Origin of the sequence: Kangiella profundi, from assembly GCF_002838765.1 — a bacterium.
Classification (GTDB): domain Bacteria; phylum Pseudomonadota; class Gammaproteobacteria; order Enterobacterales; family Kangiellaceae; genus Kangiella; species Kangiella profundi.
On record NZ_CP025120.1, the window covers coordinates 763,669 to 783,844 of the forward strand.

A 20,176-nucleotide genomic window follows, 5' to 3' on the forward strand; every position below is an offset into this window, starting at 1 on the left:
GCAATGGAAAGGGTAGAGAATATAGGATGTTCAGACCAAAGCGCAAAGAACCTGAAATTAAGTTATTCGACAGTCATTGTCATCTAGACTTCCCGGTTTTTGATAAAGACCGGGATGCCATTCTTAGCACCATGCATAAAGTCGGAATCGAGGGTATCCTGATTCCCGGCGTCACACAGGATAAGTGGCGCTACCTGCGACAACTAGCGGCATTAAGACCTGATGTCCATGTTGCTCTGGGCTTACACCCCATGTTTCTAAAAGAGCATAAAAAACAACACCTACACGATCTTGAATTGGCTGTGACGGTTAATAATCTTTCGGCAATTGGTGAAATTGGTCTTGACTACTATGAAAAGGAAGCGGATCGAAAGACTCAGATTTCCTTATTCAAGGCACAAATTGAAATTGCTAAGTCAGCTGGCCTTCCAGTGATTTTGCATGTTCGTAAGTCTCATGAAGATATTCTGCTGTATTTAAAGACTTTGCACTTTGAACACGGCGGCATTGTGCATGCTTATAATGGCAGTATGGAGCAGGCAAAGCGCTATCGCGACTTTGGCTTTAAACTCGGTTTTGGCGGTGCCATGACCTACCCAAGAGCGGTAAAACTTCGTGCCTTAGCTGCCGAATTGCCTTTATCTGATATAGTTCTGGAAACGGATGCGCCAGATATGAAACCCTATAATTATACAAAAGACCATAACACCCCTCTGAATATCTTTCAGAATTTCAATAGCTTAGTTGAATTGCGAGAAGAGCCTGCGCATGAAATTGCAACTGCAACGACTCAAAACAGTAAGCAAATATTGGGTATTCAGTAAGCAAAATCTCGTTATTTCACATTTATCTAAAGACCCTGTTGTTATTGGTTAAGTTTTAAGCTATAACAATTCGCGGTTTGCCTTTAGAAGGCTAACCGTCCTATAGCTGAAATATAACTAAACATAAACTAACAATAACGGGGTTTAAAAATGGATAAAAAATCTATTTTCCCGCCTGCCAAAAAGCTGATGATCGCCACTGCAGTTCTTTCTGCGGTGAGCTTTAATAATGCTGTTTTGGCGGCAGAAGAGGAAGAAGCGGAGAGCATTGTTGTAACAGGTTCTCGTATTCGTCAGGCACAAGCTGAAGGTGCTAATCCGGTAAAAGTCTTAGATAGAGCAACTCTAGATCAATCTGGTTTAAAAACCATTGGCGACATTCTAGCCCAGTTGCCAGGTTCAGGTTCTGCACTGAATACTCGATTCAATAGTAGTGGTAACTTCGGTTTCCCACCAGATGGTGGTGGTGTAGGCGCTGGTGCAGCTCAGGTTGCATTACGTCACTTGGATGCTAAAAGAACATTGGTGCTGGTTGATGGTCAGCGCTGGGTTAACGGTTCTTCAGCATCGGGGGTATCAAACTCTGTTGACTTAAATACGATACCTATCAGTATTATCGATCGAGTTGAAATTCTAGAAGATGGCGCTTCATCAATTTACGGTTCTGATGCAATTGCTGGTGTTGTAAATATCATTACTCGTAAAGATTTCGAAGGAATGGAGATCAATGCCTATGGTGGCATGTTTGATGAAGGTGATGGTGAAACCGGCCAATTTGATATTTCATTTGGTGCAAACTCAGATCGCCTGAATGTCTTTTTCAACGTCAGCCATTACGATCAACAGTCAGTAAAAGCACTGGACCGTGAGTTATCAAAAGTGCCTGTACCTTATACTGGCGTAACTCGTGGTAGTTCTGGTACTCCTCAAGGTCGTTTCTTGTTTGTTGACCCTAACGATCAAGTGAACGACTTGACTATTAACGATGGTGTTACCGGGATTCCTACCTATGATGTAAGTAACCCCGGTGGTCCTAACGACGACTTCCATGCGTTCACAAACAATGATCGTTTCAATTTCTCAACATACAATTTGTATGTCACACCAAGTCAACGCACCTCTATCTTTGGTCAGGTGAATTATCAAGTTTCTGATAATGTTAGTTTCTATACTAAGGCCATGTACAATAACCGAAAATCAACAAACCAGGCTGCTCCCGAGCCAATTTTCATTGGTCCAGATGCTGGCACAGGTGGTTTGGCTGATACGGTCGGTATTCACGAAACCAATCCCTATAACCCATTTGGTTTTACTCTGGATGAGAATAACTTAATCTTTATTGGACGTCGTCCGTTAGAGGGTGGCCCTCGTGTGTTCAAGCAAAATGTTGATACCACATTTATTGCAATGGGCTTTAATGGTAGCTTCATGGCTGGCGATAATGACTATTATTGGGACGTTAACTACAGTCACGGTAAGAATGACGCACAGCAGACCACTTATGGTAGCTACAATATCCGCCGAATTAAAAATGCCCTTGGACCTTTAGCTGACTGTCAGGCATTAGAAGGTTGTGTGCCATTGAACCTAACCGGTGGTCAGGGTGATGGTTCTGGAACTATTACTCGTGAAATGCTGGATTATATTCAGCCTGTCATGACAGATGTCAGCGATAATGTTATTGATACCTTCTCAGCAAACATTTCAGCGGACCTATTTGAAATGCCTGCAGGTTATTTCTCTTTCGCAGCCGGTATTGAGTCACGCGAGTATCGTGGTTCTTACCAGCCTGATGGGCTGGTTGTTGCCGGCGAAAGTAATGGTGTTCCATCAACACCAACTCGTGGTGAGTATGACGTTGATGAATATTATGCAGAGTTTAAAGTGCCATTGCTAAAAGATATGGCAGCGGCCGAAGAGCTAACTTTAACATTGGCTGCTCGCAACTCTGACTACAGTACCTTTGGTTCTGAAACAACAACTAAGTTTGGCGCTCTGTGGCGTGTAACTGATGAGTTTATGATTCGTGGTGCTGTATCCGAAGGTTTCCGAGCGCCAAGTATCGGTGAGCTTTATGCCGGTGCTTCACGTTACGATGCAACCCTAACTGACCGCTGCTCAAACTATGTTGGTACACAATTCCAAGAAGATTGCGAAGCGTTAGGCATTCCTGACACTTATCAGCAAACTAATCCTCAGATCTCTATCACAACTGGTGGTAATCCAGATCTTGATGCAGAGCGTTCTGATAGCACTACTTTTGGTTTCGTTTATAGTCCTGGTTGGGCAGCAGAAGCTGATTGGATCAACTCTTTAGATTTCAAAGCTACTTACTACAACCATGAAATTGAAGGTGCTGTGCAGGCAATTGATGCGCAGACTCAGTTGAACCTCTGTATTGAAACTCAAAACCCTGAGTATTGTAATGGAATTAGCCGCACTGCAGGTGGTGCTATTAATGGCTTCAATAACCGTCTGGTTAATATCGGTGTGATAGAAACCTCTGGTTACGATTTTAATATAAGCTATGTCAGCCCACAGTATGACTGGGGTACATTGAATGTTGATTGGACGAACACTATCGTCAATGAATACATTGAGGAGTCATTAGGACTTCGTGAAGATATCGCTGGTATTGAGCGCAATGACTCTGGTATTCCTGAGTGGAAGTCAATGATTAGTACTACCTGGAAGCGTAATGACTGGAGTTTAGGTTGGACAATGCGCTATATCGATAGTTTGACTGAATCTTGCTCAGATACTTTGGATAATACACCTAACAGTTTAACTGCTTTAGGTTTATGTTCGAACCCAGGTGCTACCGATGCTGAATCAACCAATGAGTTAGATTCTCGTTTGTACCACGATCTTCAGTTTACTTATTATCCTGAAATTGATGGTATGGACATGGAATTAACCCTTGGTATCAACAATGCACTAAACGAAGATCCACCAGCTTGTTTCAGCTGCTCTCTGAATGGTTATGACCCATCGGTCTACGATCCTGAAGGTAGCTTCAGCTATCTATCAATTAGAATGAAGTTCTAGTTGTTGCAGGTAAGTTGGGGAATGGGGCTTCGGCCCCATTTTTTATGTCTTGTTGAAGTTGAACATTGGAAAATACTGCTGTTTGGTTTAATCTGAGCTCATCCTACAGCAAATACTAATGGCATCATGTCCTCAACTTTATCCTCGTTTCAATTATTGGATTTATTAAAAAAAGCAAACTGGATTTCCGAGGAGCAATTTCAGGCGTCCAGAATTCACTTGCGACAAGTGAATCCCAAGCTGCATCCTATCGAGCAAGTTGCCGATCTTTCCTTAACTCGTCACGACGATCACCGAAGCATCATTGATGAGGAGCTGCTCACCCAGTTTGTTGCAAAACTGTATAAGTTACCTTATGAAAAAATTGATCCGTTAAAAATTGATGTGGATGGCGTAACCAGAGTGATGTCTCTTGCCTATGCACAACGGCATAATATTTTGGTCATTCATGTTGATAAAGATGCCGAGGTTGTCAAAGTTGCTGTGATGTATCCTGAAGACTTGTCCTGGCGCGAAAGCCTTGAGCAGGTTTTAAGAATGAAAATCGTGCCGGTGATGGGCAATCCAGCACTAATTAAACGCTACCAAAAAGAATTTTATCTGCTTTCGGCTTCTGTAAAAGGCGCCAACGACATAAAGCTACAAAAAGATAATACTGTAACTAATCTTGAACAGCTCATTGAGCTTAAAGGAGCCGAAGAGGCTGACGCTAATGACCAGCACATTGTTCAGATTGTTGATTGGTTATTGCAGTATGCATTTAAAGAGCGAGCCAGTGATATTCACATTGAGCCTAGACGAGAAGTAGGCAGAATACGTTTTCGAATTGATGGTGTTTTACATAAGGTTTATGAACTGCCCATATCAATCACCCATGCGGTAATCTCACGACTAAAAATTCTTGGTCGCATGGATCTTGCAGAGCGTCGTAAACCTTTGGATGGTCGTGTTAAAACCAAAAGTCCTGATGGTTCTGAAATTGAACTACGTTTATCGACGCTACCAACTGCTTTTGGTGAAAAATTTGTTGGACGTATTTTTGATCCAACCGTATTAACTCGTAATTTTGATGAGCTTGGTCTTGAAGCAGAAACTGAAGCGACCTGGCGCGATATGATAAGTCAGCCGACGGGTATTGTTCTGCTTACTGGTCCCACTGGGTCAGGTAAAACAACAACTCTGTATACATCACTTAAACTGCTGGCCACGCCTGAAGTAAATATCTGTACGATAGAAGACCCTATTGAAATGGTTGATCCAAACCTTAACCAGATGCAGGTTCACCATGATATTGATTTGGACTTTGCAGCGGGGGTCAGGGCTTTGCTTCGACAGGATCCTGACATCATTATGATAGGTGAGATTCGTGATAAAGAAACGGCTCAGATGGCGGTGCAGGCAGCTTTGACCGGTCACCTTGTGATATCAACGCTGCACACCAACGATGCACCTTCGGCGATGACCCGTCTGATCGAGATTGGTGTTGAGCCCTATTTATTAAATGCAACCATGCTTGGGGTGATGGCACAGCGCCTGGTTCGTACTTTATGCAAATATTGCAAAGAAGAAGTTTCAACCGATCCCCTGGCGTGGAAAGCTTTGGTAGGAGAAAACCAAAAAGTACCGATGCCTGAAAAAATATTTCACCCCGTTGGCTGTGATCGTTGTCGACACACGGGCTATCAGGGACGACAGGGCATTTATGAATTACTAAAAGTCACTGATGATCTTAAAACATTGGTTTATGAAGGGGCACAAATTCGTCAATTACGAAAGCAGGGGATTGCCGATGGCATGAACCTACTAAGAGTCAGCGGTGCTTATAAAGTTGCCGCAGGTTTAACAACCATCGACGAAGTTTTAAGAGTAGCTCCTAGAGATACTAAATAGCTTTTGATTGGATACGGTTTAGAGTTCAAAGGCTGATGTAAATATCAGCCTTTTATTTTTCAGTATCATCTTGAGATTTGTCGCTTTCGGTTTCAGCAAGTGCTTCATCAGTTCCTAGAATGTTTTCTTCATCCTGACCATTGTCACCAATTTCCTCACCTTCCTGCATTGACTCTGTTTCAGGGTCTACCAGCTCGGAACCACCTGCCTTAGGTTCGGCTACTTGCTTGAGCACCTGATAGTACATGCGGATATTGTTCACGTATTTAACTGGCTCATCCCCTCGGGCATACCCATAGCGGGTTCTTGAATACCATTTCTTCTGACGAAGCAGAGGCAGGTATTCTTTAACATCCAGCCACTTATCAGGATTGGCTCCGTCACCTTCTGCCAGACGACGTGCATCTTCAAGATGGCCAAAACCCACATTGTATGCAGCCAGTGCAAACCAGGTTCGGTCTGGCTCTTCAATACGATCAGGTATCTTTTCTTTAACCAGGCGTAAATAATCTGCTCCGCCTAAAATGCTTTGCTCCGCATCAAGACGGTTTTTAACACCAAGCTGTTTGGCGGTATTGAGGGTTAGCATCATCAAACCCCTTACGCCGGTTGGAGAGCGGGCGTGAGGTTCCCAGTGAGATTCTTGATAGCCCATGGCGGCCAGCAAACGCCAGTCCAGGTCATTCGCGGCTGCTTCGTAGAAATAAGGACGATATTTATCCAGTTTGTCTTCTATGGCCCGGAGAAACTCTCGATTGCCAACATAATCGAATTTGGACAAGTGGCCATAGTAACGCTCTGTCAGGTAGGCCAAAGTTCCGTCACCACGAATTTTTGAGAAAAACTCAATCGCTTTAATATACAAGCTATTGTCTGTGCCTTTCGGGAAAGCCCAGGCCAATGGTTCAGGTTCAGATATGCTAAAGGCTACTGCCAGCTCCGGTTGAACCTGGCGAGCCAGCTGCAGCTCATTAGAGTCTACAATGGTGTAATCGAAGGTACCGTCCAGCACACCATCTAGCAGGTCCTGTGGCGTCAAATCAGAACGCTCCGTCCAGCTTAAGTTGGGGTAATCTTGTTGTGCATTCAACAGTTCCTCTGAGTGGGAGCTGTTGGCAACTACGGTCAGGTTTTTATCAACCTGGCTGAAGTCGCGAGGACGATCATTGCCTTGCTTGTAAACAAGCTTACTGGTTATTTCCTGATAGGGTGGGCCAAAGCGAAGATATTCTTCACGCTGTTTAGTAACTGTTAATCCAGCTGCCGCAAAATCAGCTCGACCACTGGAAACTTCACGCAAAATCTTGGCGATATCGTTTTCGGTCACAATCTGAACCCGCACACCGAGTTCATCCGCAAATAACTTTACCAAATCATATTCAAATCCGCTGAAACCCTCTTCACCGACATACATGGTGGTGGGAGATATGCGAGTATAAACTTTGATGTAACCTTGCTGCTGAACGCTTTCCAGCTGGTTTTTGGGTTCTTCGGTACAGCTTGTCAGAAACAAAGCAGACACGATAACTAGCGCTAAACCGAGTAACTTAATTGTAAGGCCTTGATTCATTTAGAAAATTATAATCTCAGCGGTTGTTTGCCAACATTATGACGGCAATAAGCCAAAAAGTGCAAATTAAAGCATTCAATTTCCCCTTTAGGACTTATCAATAACAGCCATTTAGAGTAAAATTTGCGCTCTTTCGCAATTCCTCCAGATTTACAGTCGAGATTGGTATGCTCATATTACGCGGTAACCCTGCCTTTTCTAATTTTCAAAAAGCACATTTACTCAAAGAAGCGTCATCTATCAGTTCGCAAGTTATTGATATTTATGGTGAATACGTACACTACGTGGATACCAACAGCGAGTTGGCTGATGAAGAATTGAAGATTCTTGAACGATTATTGGAATACGGCCCAAGCCGACCAGCCAGTGAGCATACTGGGCAGCGCTTGATTGTGGTACCACGCCCAGGAACCATTTCGCCATGGTCTTCGAAAGCAACCAACATCGCGCAAAACTGTAGTCTGGACAAAGTTGAGCGTATCGAGCGTGCAGTTGCGGTCTATTTCAAGACTAAAGATGGCGCTGAATTGGATGCTGATGTGGTTGCTCAACTAAAGCCACTTATTCATGACCGCATGACTCAGTCGGTATTCACTGAGCACAGTCAGGCGGAAGTTTTATTTGAACAGCACCAGCCGAAACCTTTGGCTCATGTCGATATTTTAGGTGGTGGCCGTAATGCACTGGTCAAAGCCAACACTGACATTGGTCTGGCTCTGGCGGAAGACGAAATTGATTATCTGGTAGAGAGTTTTACTAAATTGGGTCGTAATCCATCGGACGTTGAGCTGATGATGTTCGCCCAGGCAAACTCTGAGCACTGTCGCCACAAGATTTTTAATGCATCTTGGACTATTGATGGCATTGAGAAAGAGATGTCATTGTTCAAGATGATCAAAAACACCTATCAGGTTAACTCTGAAGGTGTGCTGTCAGCTTATAAAGATAATGCTGCCGTATTTGAAGGCTTTACCGCGCATCGTTTCTTCGCCAACGCGGAAACCAATGAATACCAATATCACTTAGAGCCTGTTCACGTACTGTGTAAGGTCGAAACCCATAACCACCCAACCTGTATTTCGCCATACCCAGGTGCTTCTACTGGCTCTGGCGGTGAAATTCGTGATGAAGGCGCAACCGGTATTGGTGGCAAACCAAAAGTTGGCTTGACTGGCTTTACTGTTTCAAACCTTAAACTACCCGGTTATATCCAGCCTTGGGAAACGGATTACGGTAAGCCTGAGCGTATCGTTACTGCATTGGATATTATGCTTGAAGGCCCGATTGGTGGCGCCAGCTTCAATAACGAGTTTGGTCGTCCGGCAGTGAACGGTTATTTCCGTACTTTCGAAGAAGAATTCGACTTTGAGTACGGAAAGGAAGTACGCGGTTACCACAAGCCAATTATGATTGCAGGCGGTATGGGTAACATCCGTGAGCAGCATGTTGAGAAAAAAGAAATTAAGCCAGGTTACAAAGTGATTGTACTGGGTGGTCCAGCGATGTTGATTGGTCTTGGCGGTGGTGCTGCATCATCGATGGCCTCCGGTTCCAGTCAGGAAGATTTAGATTTTGCTTCGGTACAGCGTGACAATCCTGAAATGGAGCGTCGTTGTCAGGAAGTGATAGACCGTTGCTGGGCAATGGGTGAGAAAAACCCAATCGAATTTATTCATGACGTTGGCGCGGGCGGCTTGTCGAACGCGATTCCAGAATTAGTACATGATGGCGAGCGCGGCGGTAAGTTCGAATTACGCCGTGTGCCAAATGCTGAAAAAGGCATGGCGCCTGTTGAAATCTGGTGTAACGAAGCACAGGAACGTTATGTCTTAGCGGTATCTCCTGACAACCTTTCAAAGTTCGAAGAAATCTGTGGTCGTGAGCGTTGCCCATTTGCAGTGGTTGGCGAAGCGACAGAAGAACTACACCTTGAGCTAAACGATCAACACTTTGATAACAAACCTGTGGATTTACCAATGGATATTCTATTCGGTAAGCCACCAAAGATGCATCGTGAAGCGACTACGTTGGCAGCACCGTCAACAGCACTTCCTCAAGTTGATGACATCAATGAAGCCGTTGACCGTATTCTGGCGCTACCAGCGGTTGCGGATAAAACTTTCCTGATTACGATTGGCGACCGTACCGTTGGTGGTATGGTGTCGCGCGATCAGATGGTTGGCCCATGGCAGGTTCCAGTGGCTGACTGTGCGGTAACTACATCAACTCATAACAGCTACACTGGCGAAGCCATGGCGATGGGTGAACGTACTCCTGCAGCATTGCTTGATAGTGCGGCTTCTGCGCGTATGGCAGTTGGTGAAGCGGTTACCAATATTGCTGCTGCAAAGATTGATGACATTAAAAAGATTCGCCTTTCGGCAAACTGGATGGCCGCTGCCGGCGCTCCGGGCGAAGATGTGAATCTTTATAAAGCTGTTGAAGCAGTTGGCATGCAGTTATGTCCAGAGCTTGGTATCACTATCCCAGTTGGTAAAGACTCAATGTCTATGAAAACCGTTTGGGAAGACAATGGCGAACAAAAGAGTGTTACTGCACCTCTTTCATTGATTATCACCGCATTTGCACCGGTAACTGATGTACGTAAGAGTTTGACGCCTCAGTTGCGCACAGATAAAGACGGCGCTCCATTAGAGACTGAACTATTACTGTTAGATCTTGGTCGCGGCAAAAACCGCCTTGGTGCAACAGCCTTCACTCAGGTCTATAAATTACTTGGTACAGAGCCAGCCAACGTTGACTCAAGTGATGATCTTCGCAACTTCTTTAACGCCGTTCAGGCGCTGAATCACAACGATCTAGTTCATGCCTACCACGATCGTTCAGATGGTGGTTTATTAGCAACCTTGGTTGAAATGGGCTTTGCCGGAAACTGTGGTGTAAGCGTGGATTTGTCAGAGCTTAATGGCACAGCAGAAGAGATTCTGTTTAACGAAGAACTGGGCGCCGTGTTGCAGGTTCCTGCTGATAAACGCGATCAGGTTGAAGCTATTCTGGCAGAGTATCAGGTCAATGAATTTGCACACTTCATTGGTGAGCCAGCAGAAACTAAAACATTCAGCGTCACCAAAGACGGTAACGACGTTATTTCGCGTGACATGAAAGACTTGCGTGCCATCTGGTCAGAACTGACCTACCGCATGCAGGCAATGCGCGATAACCCAGAATGCGCGCAACAGGAATACGACAGCAAGCTTGATCTGGATAACCCAGGTATCAAACCTGTAGCAACTTATAACGTTGATGAAAACATCGCTAAGCCTCTTATCTCATCTGGCGCACGCCCACGTGTTGCAGTGTTAAGAGAGCAGGGTGTAAACAGCCAGCTAGAAATGGCGGCTGCGTTCACCAAGGCAGGATTCGAGTGTATCGACGTTCACATGAGCGACATCCTGTCAGGACGTGTGAGCTTACAAGATTTCACCGGCGCAGTTGCATGTGGTGGTTTCTCATACGGTGACGTACTGGGTGCAGGTGAAGGCTGGGCAAAATCGATTCTCTTCAACTCACGCGCGCGTGATGAATTCGAAGCCTTCTTCAATCGTCCTGATACCTTCAGCTTAGGTATCTGTAACGGTTGTCAGATGATGTCAAACCTCAAGGAATTGATCCCTGGCGCAGATCATTGGCCACACTTCGTGCGCAACCAGTCAGCACAATTCGAAGCGCGTTTCGCTATGGTTGAAGTGGCAAAATCACCATCACTATTCATGACCGGCATGGAAGGCTCGCGCCTACCAATCGCTGTCTCACATGGTGAAGGCCGTGCAGAATTCAAATCTGAAGAACTGGCAAAACAAGTCAACGAGTCAGGTTTAATCACCGCACGTTACATCAACAACTACGGCGATATTGCAGACACTTATCCAGCCAATCCAAATGGCTCACCATTCGGTATCACCGGCCTCACTACAACTGACGGTCGAGTCACTATCATGATGCCTCATCCAGAGCGCGTAGCGCGTACGGTGCAGAATTCATGGAGACCGGATGAGTGGAGAGAGGATGGGGCTTGGCAGAGGATGTTCTATAACGCCCGTCTTTCAATCGGTTAAAACTATCTTTTTTGCCTAACACTGCGTTACGAAGCTTTTTATCTTGCTCATGGACAACTAGTCCACTCCGCGAGCTAAAAAGCTTCAAGCCTTGTTTTACGACCGCCATGAATGGCGGGAATGTAGTAAGTCTATTTAGGATCAACCTGCTAGCAACCTGTAAATTCCGATAACTGATGCTACAAAGGAGTAGCCAGATACAGCTACTGCAACCGTAGCCACTACTAGAAAGCTAAAAAATCGCAAAGGCGATCCTTTTGAGATTTTATCCTTTAGCTTGTAAAGACTCCTAATTGCAATTACAGAAAGAACAAACAAAGAAGCTAATAAAAGCACGATTACTTCTTTGAAATATCCATTAATTATCGCAACAATGACCATAAAGGGGGCCAAGGTCGCGGAAATCGCGAATATTGTGTTAGCAAGTCCTTTTAATAATTTAGACGTGTTTGTTTTGGAATTCATAAGTTCATTGGTGGGAGAGTAAAGTCTTAGTTAATGTGTGCTGAGTTAAATTATTAAACTATTTACCAAAATACTTTGATGAGTTTTCCATATTCAAACTCAAACTTAACAGTAGTGCCCCAAAACAGATAGTTTCCTTCTTCCGAGACGATTTTGGGGTTATTAATTGCCTTTGGTTGATTTTTAAGAAACTGTAAGAGCTCTTCTTTTGATTTTCCCTGTTTTTAATTTACCCTGAATGTCCAATTTTCTTAACACAGAAACTAACATGATTAAGTGGTATGACTATTTGTTGATAGTCGCCAGCATGAGCATCTTCTTCAGTTAACAGGATATGGTCGAAGGGTGGGGATATATCGTACCATCCTCCGTCAATAGAAACGAAAGAATCAAAATCAAATTGTGTTAAATCTACTTCAGTTTCAGATAGCAAATCTATAACCGCAGATTTAGCAACACATATTAGCTTATGAGTTGGCTCCGCATTATGAAAAAACACTCTACTATGTCCAGCTGCCTCATAATCACTACCTGAGCCATAAATCACAAGTGATTCATTAGGTGAGCACACGACCCTTTCAACTAAAAGCTCCCAATTCGCTTGCGCCCAATCATAGAAATACTCTTCAAACGAAACTAAAAAAAACTTATCTTTCTCGACTTTTAATTTATATATTTCATAGGATTTGGTAATCATTTGATAGTTGACGTTTAGAAAATCAATGAAATTATTAATAGCTGAATTTAAACGCGCAATGTTCATATTGATAAATCCATAAGTAAAATTAAGAATTAAAGCCACATTGAATGTGGATTTCTTGGTGATGTAGCAATATAAAAAATATTAAATACTGAGTTCATCACTTGTGATTAATTATTTCTCTAACCATTCAACCGACTTTACAAACCATGTTGTTGGAATAAAGCGAACTCTAAATTTTTTTCGTATTTTCTTATTGTCTTGCAGGCAAATAAGGGCGAAATGGTTTTTATGCATCTCTACTTTTTTTAACTCAACATTTTGCTCTTTACACCAACTTTGTCCGACAAGGTTGATTGATCGCTGTGTTAATTTGAAGTCGATAATGGAGTAAATGATGATAGGTAACACTAGAGCGCTAATACCGCCAACGATGTTTATTATTAATCTGGTTTCATTACTAAATTCAAAAGAGGTCACTAGTTTAATTAAAAGGAACATTAAGCCATATAAGGCTGCAATTATAAGAGGGGCCATTTCTATACTTTTATGAAATTATTAGAGTATTTAAATACCTTGTATGGGTAACGGTACTCTATAATCCGGCCAATAACCCGGCCACTAACGCTGTCAGTAATACCATCAATACCACTTGCACGATTGCTATCAGTACGGCTTTTAAAAAGGTTGTACCTAACACTAGCATGTAGGCGAGGGCGGCTACTGGAACGGTGACAATCCAGCCATAGGTTTGATCCAATCCTGGAAACACTTGATTAAAGCCGTATTGGAACAATGCGGATACGATCAGGGCGAATAGGCAGGCGAAGAAGCCTGTGTTTTTGGCGCCGATAAATTTTGCTGCGAACTTTAGTGGTAGGACTAACAGTAGTACGACGATGAGTAAGCTAATTAAAGTGTCCATTAGAGATTCCTTGTTGTTATATATTGAAGATTGTTCGTATGCTTAAAACTTACTGAGGGAAGTTTATATCGGCAATACCTTCAAATTTGGGTTTTGCAAAATAGTATCCTTGGAAAAGCTCAATGCCAAATTCTTTGAGTGTGGCCCATTCTTCGTGGGTTTCAATGCCTTCGGCAATAACTTCAGACCCCAGGTCTTTGCAGACGGTTAAAATACCTTTAACTATGGCTTGTTTGCTTTTATGGCTGTCGATATTTCTAATTAAGCCCATATCCAATTTAACGATATCGGTTTGGATTTCACTAATGAGGGTTAGACCTGCATAGCCTGATCCGAAGTCGTCAATTGCTGTTAGAAAACCTCTGGATTTATAGTAAGTAACAATTTTTTTCAGGTGTTCAAGATCATCAACCTTTTCACCTTCTGTTATCTCAAAAATTATTCTATCTATTGGGAAGTTATATTTTTCCGCTGCGGCTAATGTCGTTCGTAAACATAACTCTGGCTGATAGATGGCATTGGGCATGAAGTTGATGCTTAACTTCTGGTTAAAGTTTAGTTTAGAAGCGAGTTCTATGGCTTTTGTTCTGCAGGTTTGATCAAAGGGGTAGAGGTTGTCCGCATTAACATTCTTGAATACATCATTAGCTGACTCAGCATTGGTGCCTCTTACCAGCGCTTCGTGGGCGAAGACTGTCTGATTGGCGGTGTTGATAATGGGTTGAAAAGCCATTGAGATATCAAAGCCAAGCGCCTCCTTGTCTTTGCAACGAGAGCATCCGAAATTGTTATCATGGCTTTTACTCATAGTAGCACCTTATGCGATCTTGCCTTTGTTTAGTCCAGCTTGAGTTCTGGTTAGGTATTCAAGTGTTTTCCATACTACTGACAAGATTATTTATTGTAAACTTTATAATGACTTAGCCCTGTGGCATAGTATTGGCTGCTCAATTCACACTGAATCTATTATATGCGTGACCCGAAACTGGATCGTGACGCTTTGGCGTTTGTGGAAGGCGAGTTGGCGGAGTGTTTGACTCGTTTGAATCGTGGCATTGAAAAAGAGAGCTTGCGTGTCACAGAGGATGGATACCTATCAACTAAACCTCATCCCAAGTCCTGGGGTTCTGCCCTTACTAATGAATTTATTACAACGGACTACTCGGAAGCTCTTCCAGAGCTGATTACCCCGGTTACTAATGACCGCCTTAAGCCACGTCAGTGGTTGCATGATATTCACCAGTTTATCTATCAGCACATGGATGATGAAATTCTATGGATTGGAAGTATGCCATGTATTCTGACTAAGGAAGATGATGTACCTCTGGCTGATTACGGTACCTCGAATGTTGGCATGATGAAGCATATCTATCGTCGTGGGCTGGGTTATCGTTATGGTCGATATATGCAGGTTATTGCAGGCGTGCACTATAATTTCTCACTTCCTGAGGATTTCTGGCCAAAATACCAACAGTTCAAGCAAAATAGCGGTAATTTAAAAGATTTTATCTCTACGCAGTATTTAGGCTTAATTCGTAATTATCTGCGTTACTGCTGGTTGCTGCCTTATCTTTATGGTGCATCGCCAGCAATTTGTCGCTCCTTCACCAAAGGCAAGGGTGGTTCACTGCTGGAAGATCATGGTGATGGCAGTTTGTATGGTAAGTATTCGACCTCTTTGCGCATGAGCGATCTGGGTTACCAAAACAATGCTCAGGCTAAATTTTCAATACGCCACAATGACTTAGATGAGTATATTGCTGAGTTAGAGCGAGCTATAAGAACTAAAGATGAGTTCTATGAAGAGCTTGGGGTTAAGGTAGATGGTGAATACCGGCAGTTGAATGCCAATCTGCTCCAGATTGAGAATGAATACTACGCCAAAATCCGTCCTAAACGGGTTATTAATTCAGGCGAAAGACCGACTCAGGCACTGAAAAGAGGCGGGGTTCAGTATGTGGAAGTTCGCTCACTTGACTTGAATCCTTTCGACCCAGTTGGTATAAGTCAGTCACAAATTGACTTTTTGGACGTCTTTTTGCTCTTCTGCTTGCTTCAGGAGAGCTGCAATCAATCGGATCGTGAGAATGCTGAAAACGACGAAAACTTCCGTCGTGCGGTGTATTACGGCCGAAAGCCTGACCTGGGACTGTTGAAATTTAATCGAGCAGTACCATTACAAGAGGCTGCATTGGCTATCTTTGAGGAAATGCGCCCAGTTGCAGTATTGCTTGATAAGAGTAATCAGACTAAGGCCTATACTCAGGCTTTGGGTGAGGCAATAGAGATGGCAAAAGATCCTGATAAGACGTTGTCGGGTCAATTTCTCAATAATATGTTGGCGTATGGGAAGGGTTATTTTGGTTACACCATGGACCTTTCGAAAAAAACGCGTCAGCAATTTCTTTCTGAGCACATCAACCCTGAGGTTGAGGCTCTGTTCGAGCGTGAAGCGGCTCAGTCGATTGAGAAGCAAAAGCAGATTGAGGAGAGTGACTCCTTAACTTTTGAAGAATATCTCAAGCAATATTTCGCCTAGGGTAACGAACCCTGGACAAATTAATTTAACCTAGTGAGGTGTTATGAACTATACCAAGTTCGATTTTTTGGGGATGACCGTAGGGCCAGTTGAGATCGCCTTTTTGATCTATCTGGTGTTTATGATTGGTATTGGTATTTGGGCCTACAAACGAACTAATGACTCCAGCGATTATATGTTGGGTGGCCGTGGTTTGGGCGGTGCGGTAACCGCATTGAGTGCCGGCGCATCCGATATGAGTGGCTGGATTTTGATGGGCTTACCCGGAGCCATTTACTTTTCGGGTCTTTCTGACTCGTGGTTGGCACTGTTTTTAATTATCGGTGCCTATCTTAACTGGAAGTTTATTGCCGGTCGTTTACGTGCCTACACTGAAATCGCGGACAATGCTTTGACATTGCCTGATTATTTCGCAGGGCGATTCCACGATGCTGGCAAAGCGTTACGAATAGTAGCTGTTTTAGTCATGATTGTATTCTTTGGCTACTACATCGGTTCAGGCCTTGTTGCAGGTAGTAAGTTGTTTGAGTCAAGCTTTGGCTATGACTACAACACTGCGCTATTAGTCAGCTCTATCGTGATCATTTCTTATACCTTCCTTGGTGGTTTCCTGGCAGTTTCCTGGACTGATTTTTTCCAGGGACTGATTATTATGACAGCTCTGATTGTTGCGCCAATTGTGTTATTGGTGGAATACAATGGTCTTAGTGGTATTGTTGAAGCAACTCGTGAAATCAAGCCAGAAGCGGTAAGTTTTACCCAAGGGTTCTTTGACCTTGAGGGCTCCTTTAAATGGATTGCTTTCCTTTCATTGGCAGCCTGGGGTTTAGGCTATTTTGGTCAGCCACACATACTTGCTCGTTTTATGGCAGTTAAAAGTGTAAATACGGTGCCGCAAGCGCGTCGTATAGGTATGAGCTGGATGATTGTTTGTGTATTAGGCGCCGTGTTCATCGGTTTCGCCGGTATCGCTTTCTTCGGTGGTGACTTCAATGCTAAAGCGTATGTCTTATTATCAGCAGAAGATGTTGCTGTATTAAATACTGCTCCGGGTAGCGAAAAGGTATTCCTGTTATTAACGCAGGCGTTATTTAACCCTTGGTTGGCCGGATTCTTATTGGCGGCAATTCTGGCTGCGGTAATGAGTACCATTGACTCTCAGCTTCTAGCTGTTTCAAGCTCGGTAACCGAAGACGTTTACAAACCTTATATGCGTCCAAACGCCTCAGAGAAGGAGCTAGTGTGGGTTAACCGTTTTATAGTAATTCTGGTTGCTGGTATAGGTATCAGTGTAGCAATGGGTGACTCCAGAAATGTTCTCAATTTAGTGGGTCAAGCTTGGGCAGGTTTTGGTGCCTCTTTTGGACCAGTTATCATTTTCTCACTATTATGGCAGCGCATGACTCGTCATGGCGCGCTAGCCGGTATTGCAACTGGTGCGGTAACCGTATTGGTATGGGATGGGCTAGAAAAATTCTACACTAAGGAAGTTGATAGAATTAACGAGTTTGGTCAAAAAGTACTGGATGGAAACGGAGATGTAATTGTGGATAAAGTTTTACAAGTACCGTTGTTTGGTTTGTATGAAATGCTACCAGGCTTCATTCTTTCCTGTATTGCGATTGTGGTTGTTAGCAAACTGACTAAAGTTGCTGAGACAACTTATAACCAGTTTGACTGGTATCGCAACGAGTTTAAGAAGTATAAAAGCTAATGAGTAACTTTGTTATCAGAGAAGCGGTGCGTGCAGACGCGCTGCTTATTCTTGGCTTCATCAAAGAGCTGGCTGACTATGAAAAGCTTTCTCATGAAGTTGTGGCAACGGTCGCTGATATTGAGCAGACCGTTTTTGCCAGCGATGCTCGAGCACACTGTCTAATAGCAGAATATGAAGGACAGCCGGCAGGTTTTGCCCTCTACTTTTTTAATTACTCAACCTTTCTGGGTAAGTATGGCATTTATCTTGAAGACCTCTATGTTAAGCCAGAATTCCGGGGTAAGAAAATAGGTTATGGCCTATTACAAAAACTGGCCAAGATCGCTGTAGAAAAAGACTGTGCCCGCGTTGACTGGTCAGTGCTTGATTGGAATCAGCCAGCAATTGATTTTTATAAAAGTATTGGTGCCAAGCCAATGGATGAATGGACCGTGTTCCGTTTGACCGGTGATGCGTTGGATAATTTTGCCAAATAGATAGTATTTTTGATTTATTTGAAGCCTCAATATGAGGCTTTTTTTATGGCCATTCTTTATTGCCTGAACTCACCCCAATTGCTACTCTATCGGCACTTAAATTATTAAATCAGTCTTCAATTGGAATTTGTTATGTCAAAGATCGGCACTCCGTTATCTAAAACGGCTAAAAAGGTCATGATGCTTGGTTCTGGCGAACTTGGTAAAGAGGTAGTTATCGAGTTACAGCGCTTCGGGGTAGAGGTGATAGCTGTAGACCGTTATGCCAATGCTCCAGCAATGCAGGTCGCCCATCGCAGTCATGTTATTAACATGCTCAATAGTGATGCGTTAAAGCGTGTTATTGTGGAAGAGCAGCCGGATCTGATTGTGCCCGAAATTGAAGCAATAGCCACCGAGACATTGCTGGAAGTGGAGAAAGATGGATTTACGGTTATCCCAACCGCTCGGGCAACTCGCCTAACCATGGATCGTGAAGGTATCCGTCGATTAGCCGCAGAAGATCTTGGTCTTGAAACCTCACCTTACCGTTTTGCAGATACCTATGAAGAATATAAACAGGCCGTCGAAGCCATTGGCTTACCCTTTGTCATCAAGCCTGTCATGAGCAGCTCAGGTAAAGGGCAGTCGACGGTAAAAACTGAAGACCAGATTGACGCTGCCTGGAAATATTCGCAGGCTGGCGGGCGAACTGGGGAGGGGCGCGTCATCGTAGAAGGGTTTGTCGATTTTGACTATGAGATTACTTTGCTAACGGTTCGCTCAGTCAATGGCACACAATTCTGTGCTCCTATCGGTCACATTCAAGAAGACGGCGATTATCGCGAGTCATGGCAACCGCAACCCATGTCTGAAAAAGCTTTGGCTGAAGCACAGCATATGGCTAAGGCAGTGACTGACGACCTGGGTGGCTATGGTCTTTTTGGTGTTGAAATTTTTATTAAAGGCGACAAAGCTATTTTCAGCGAAGTATCACCCCGTCCTCATGATACTGGCTTAGTGACCTTAATCTCTCAGGATTTGTCAGAGTTTGCATTGCATGCTCGTGCTATCTTAGGTCTACCTATTCCAGCGATACGTCAACAAGGTCCTTCTGCCTCTGCTGTAATTTTGGTGGAAGGTGAATCTCAAGAGGTTGAGTTTGGTAATCTTGATAAAGCTTTATTTGAAGCTGATACTCAGCTTCGTCTGTTTGGAAAGCCTGAGGTCAGTGGAAAACGCCGTATGGGCGTTGCCTTGGCTAAAGCCGATTCAGTTGAGCAGGCCAGAGCTAAAGCTCGCAATAGCGCGGCTAAAGTTACCATTAAACTTTAGCTCCCTGTAAATATAAAAAAAACTCTCTTGGGCCTAAGTGTCGTTGTTCATAAGAACATAGCCCAAGAGAGTTAAGTTTTACCTACCGTTAATTGATTTTTATTGATTTTTTTGGCTTTTCACTGCCAGCTCTTTTAGGCAAGTGAATGTTTAACATGCCATCTTTGAACTCTGCTTTGCATTGATCGGTATCAATATTGTCTGGGAGCGTAAAGCTTCGCGTAAAGCTACCATAGAAGCGTTCCAGTCTATGCTGCTTTTCATCTTTTTCTTCGTAGCGGCGCTCACCCTGAACGCTCAGGATATTGTTTTCAATATTTATTTTTACGTCTTCTTTCTTAACTTCTGGCAGTTCTGCTTTAACCAGAAACTCATCTGCTTTTTCAATAAAGTCTACTGCGGGGCGCCACTCGTTACCGAAGCCATTAGACATTTCGTCAAATAGGCCTGAAACAGGAAAGTTCATGAAAGACTCGATGTTTGAGAAAGGTTTCCACTTTGATAGTTGCATAATACACCTCCAAATTATGTACATTGCTATGCTAGACTAAATCTATCAACCTCCTACCATTTTGATCTGGATCAAAATACTGTAAGGTTGGAATAGGGTATAAATAAGACAGTTGTTAGAC

The 20,176-nt window shown here is 43.5% G+C and carries 14 protein-coding genes; 8 read left to right on the top strand and 6 right to left on the bottom strand.

The features are described from left to right. The first annotated feature begins 26 nt into the window (after positions 1 to 26). From CW740_RS03685 to CW740_RS03695, 3 genes are all read left to right on the top strand, one after another. Entirely contained in the window at positions 27 to 824 is a 798-nt protein-coding gene (locus CW740_RS03685) for a TatD family hydrolase (protein WP_106646267.1), read from the top strand. A gap of 150 nt (positions 825 to 974) precedes the next feature. After that, positions 975 to 3,872 (top strand): TonB-dependent receptor domain-containing protein, encoded by a 2,898-nt coding sequence (locus CW740_RS03690; protein WP_106646268.1) that lies wholly within the window; start codon positions 975 to 977, stop codon positions 3,870 to 3,872. A 126-nt stretch (positions 3,873 to 3,998) separates the two neighbouring features. Beyond that, positions 3,999 to 5,762: a GspE/PulE family protein gene (locus tag CW740_RS03695; RefSeq protein WP_106646269.1), complete on the top strand. Its 1,764-nt coding sequence runs from the start codon at positions 3,999 to 4,001 to the stop codon at positions 5,760 to 5,762. Positions 5,763 to 5,814: 52 nt separating this feature from the next. Here the strand turns inward: CW740_RS03695 and mltF are convergent, their stop codons facing one another. Continuing rightward, complete coding sequence (mltF, locus tag CW740_RS03700; RefSeq protein WP_106646270.1) at positions 5,815 to 7,332, bottom strand: membrane-bound lytic murein transglycosylase MltF; 1,518 nt, start codon at positions 7,330 to 7,332, stop codon at positions 5,815 to 5,817. A 167-nt stretch (positions 7,333 to 7,499) separates the two neighbouring features. Between mltF and purL the strand changes: the two genes are divergently transcribed. After that, the gene (purL, locus tag CW740_RS03705; RefSeq protein ID WP_106646271.1) at positions 7,500 to 11,408 is read left to right on the top strand and encodes a phosphoribosylformylglycinamidine synthase; all 3,909 of its coding nucleotides are present in this window, start codon (positions 7,500 to 7,502) and stop codon (positions 11,406 to 11,408) included. A gap of 694 nt (positions 11,409 to 12,102) precedes the next feature. On the opposite strand, the gene CW740_RS03715 is transcribed toward purL, so the two are convergent. The 4 genes from CW740_RS03715 to CW740_RS03730 form a co-directional block, all read right to left on the bottom strand. Next, positions 12,103 to 12,636: a hypothetical protein gene (locus CW740_RS03715; RefSeq protein ID WP_106646273.1), complete on the bottom strand. Its 534-nt coding sequence runs from the start codon at positions 12,634 to 12,636 to the stop codon at positions 12,103 to 12,105. Positions 12,637 to 12,747: 111 nt separating this feature from the next. Then, positions 12,748 to 13,110: a hypothetical protein gene (locus CW740_RS03720; RefSeq protein WP_106646274.1), complete on the bottom strand. Its 363-nt coding sequence runs from the start codon at positions 13,108 to 13,110 to the stop codon at positions 12,748 to 12,750. A gap of 58 nt (positions 13,111 to 13,168) precedes the next feature. Next, entirely contained in the window at positions 13,169 to 13,498 is a 330-nt protein-coding gene (locus tag CW740_RS03725) for a hypothetical protein (protein WP_106646275.1), read from the bottom strand. Between the two features lie 49 nt (positions 13,499 to 13,547). Next, positions 13,548 to 14,306, bottom strand: coding sequence for an EAL domain-containing protein (locus CW740_RS03730; protein ID WP_106646276.1), 759 nt, complete (start codon positions 14,304 to 14,306; stop codon positions 13,548 to 13,550). A 162-nt stretch (positions 14,307 to 14,468) separates the two neighbouring features. On the opposite strand from CW740_RS03730, the gene gshA reads away from it, so the two are divergent. The 4 genes from gshA (at position 14,469) to purT (ending at position 19,544) form a co-directional block, all read left to right on the top strand. Further along, the gene (gene gshA / locus CW740_RS03735) at positions 14,469 to 16,037 is read left to right on the top strand and encodes a glutamate--cysteine ligase (RefSeq protein WP_106646277.1); all 1,569 of its coding nucleotides are present in this window, start codon (positions 14,469 to 14,471) and stop codon (positions 16,035 to 16,037) included. Positions 16,038 to 16,080: 43 nt separating this feature from the next. Next, positions 16,081 to 17,751, top strand: coding sequence for a sodium/proline symporter PutP (gene putP, locus CW740_RS03740; RefSeq protein ID WP_106646278.1), 1,671 nt, complete (start codon positions 16,081 to 16,083; stop codon positions 17,749 to 17,751). Beyond that, positions 17,751 to 18,230 carry a GNAT family N-acetyltransferase gene (locus tag CW740_RS03745; protein WP_106646279.1) on the top strand — a complete coding sequence of 160 codons (480 nt, stop codon included), beginning with the start codon at positions 17,751 to 17,753 and terminating at the stop codon, positions 18,228 to 18,230. The genes putP and CW740_RS03745 overlap by 1 nt, the downstream gene beginning before the upstream one ends. A 132-nt stretch (positions 18,231 to 18,362) precedes the next feature. Further along, a complete protein-coding gene (gene purT, locus CW740_RS03750; protein ID WP_106646280.1) occupies positions 18,363 to 19,544 on the top strand; it encodes a formate-dependent phosphoribosylglycinamide formyltransferase in 1,182 nt (393 codons plus the stop codon). Positions 19,545 to 19,632: 88 nt separating this feature from the next. On the opposite strand, the gene CW740_RS03755 is transcribed toward purT, so the two are convergent. Next, a complete protein-coding gene (locus CW740_RS03755) occupies positions 19,633 to 20,055 on the bottom strand; it encodes an Hsp20/alpha crystallin family protein (RefSeq protein WP_106646281.1) in 423 nt (140 codons plus the stop codon). Between the last annotated feature and the right edge of the window lie 121 nt (positions 20,056 to 20,176).

Excerpts from the sequence above, each read along its gene's own strand:
- CW740_RS03685 (WP_106646267.1), top strand. The coding sequence starts at position 27 with ATGTTCAGACCAAAGCGCAAAGAACCTGAAATTAAGTTATTCGACAGT.
- CW740_RS03690 (WP_106646268.1), top strand. The coding sequence starts at position 975 with ATGGATAAAAAATCTATTTTCCCGCCTGCCAAAAAGCTGATGATCGCC.
- CW740_RS03695 (WP_106646269.1), top strand. The coding sequence starts at position 3,999 with ATGTCCTCAACTTTATCCTCGTTTCAATTATTGGATTTATTAAAAAAA.
- mltF (WP_106646270.1), bottom strand. The coding sequence starts at position 7,332 with ATGAATCAAGGCCTTACAATTAAGTTACTCGGTTTAGCGCTAGTTATC.
- purL (WP_106646271.1), top strand. The coding sequence starts at position 7,500 with ATGCTCATATTACGCGGTAACCCTGCCTTTTCTAATTTTCAAAAAGCA.
- CW740_RS03715 (WP_106646273.1), bottom strand. The coding sequence starts at position 12,636 with ATGAACATTGCGCGTTTAAATTCAGCTATTAATAATTTCATTGATTTT.
- CW740_RS03720 (WP_106646274.1), bottom strand. The coding sequence starts at position 13,110 with ATGGCCCCTCTTATAATTGCAGCCTTATATGGCTTAATGTTCCTTTTA.
- CW740_RS03725 (WP_106646275.1), bottom strand. The coding sequence starts at position 13,498 with ATGGACACTTTAATTAGCTTACTCATCGTCGTACTACTGTTAGTCCTA.
- CW740_RS03730 (WP_106646276.1), bottom strand. The coding sequence starts at position 14,306 with ATGAGTAAAAGCCATGATAACAATTTCGGATGCTCTCGTTGCAAAGAC.
- gshA (WP_106646277.1), top strand. The coding sequence starts at position 14,469 with ATGCGTGACCCGAAACTGGATCGTGACGCTTTGGCGTTTGTGGAAGGC.
- putP (WP_106646278.1), top strand. The coding sequence starts at position 16,081 with ATGAACTATACCAAGTTCGATTTTTTGGGGATGACCGTAGGGCCAGTT.
- CW740_RS03745 (WP_106646279.1), top strand. The coding sequence starts at position 17,751 with ATGAGTAACTTTGTTATCAGAGAAGCGGTGCGTGCAGACGCGCTGCTT.
- purT (WP_106646280.1), top strand. The coding sequence starts at position 18,363 with ATGTCAAAGATCGGCACTCCGTTATCTAAAACGGCTAAAAAGGTCATG.
- CW740_RS03755 (WP_106646281.1), bottom strand. The coding sequence starts at position 20,055 with ATGCAACTATCAAAGTGGAAACCTTTCTCAAACATCGAGTCTTTCATG.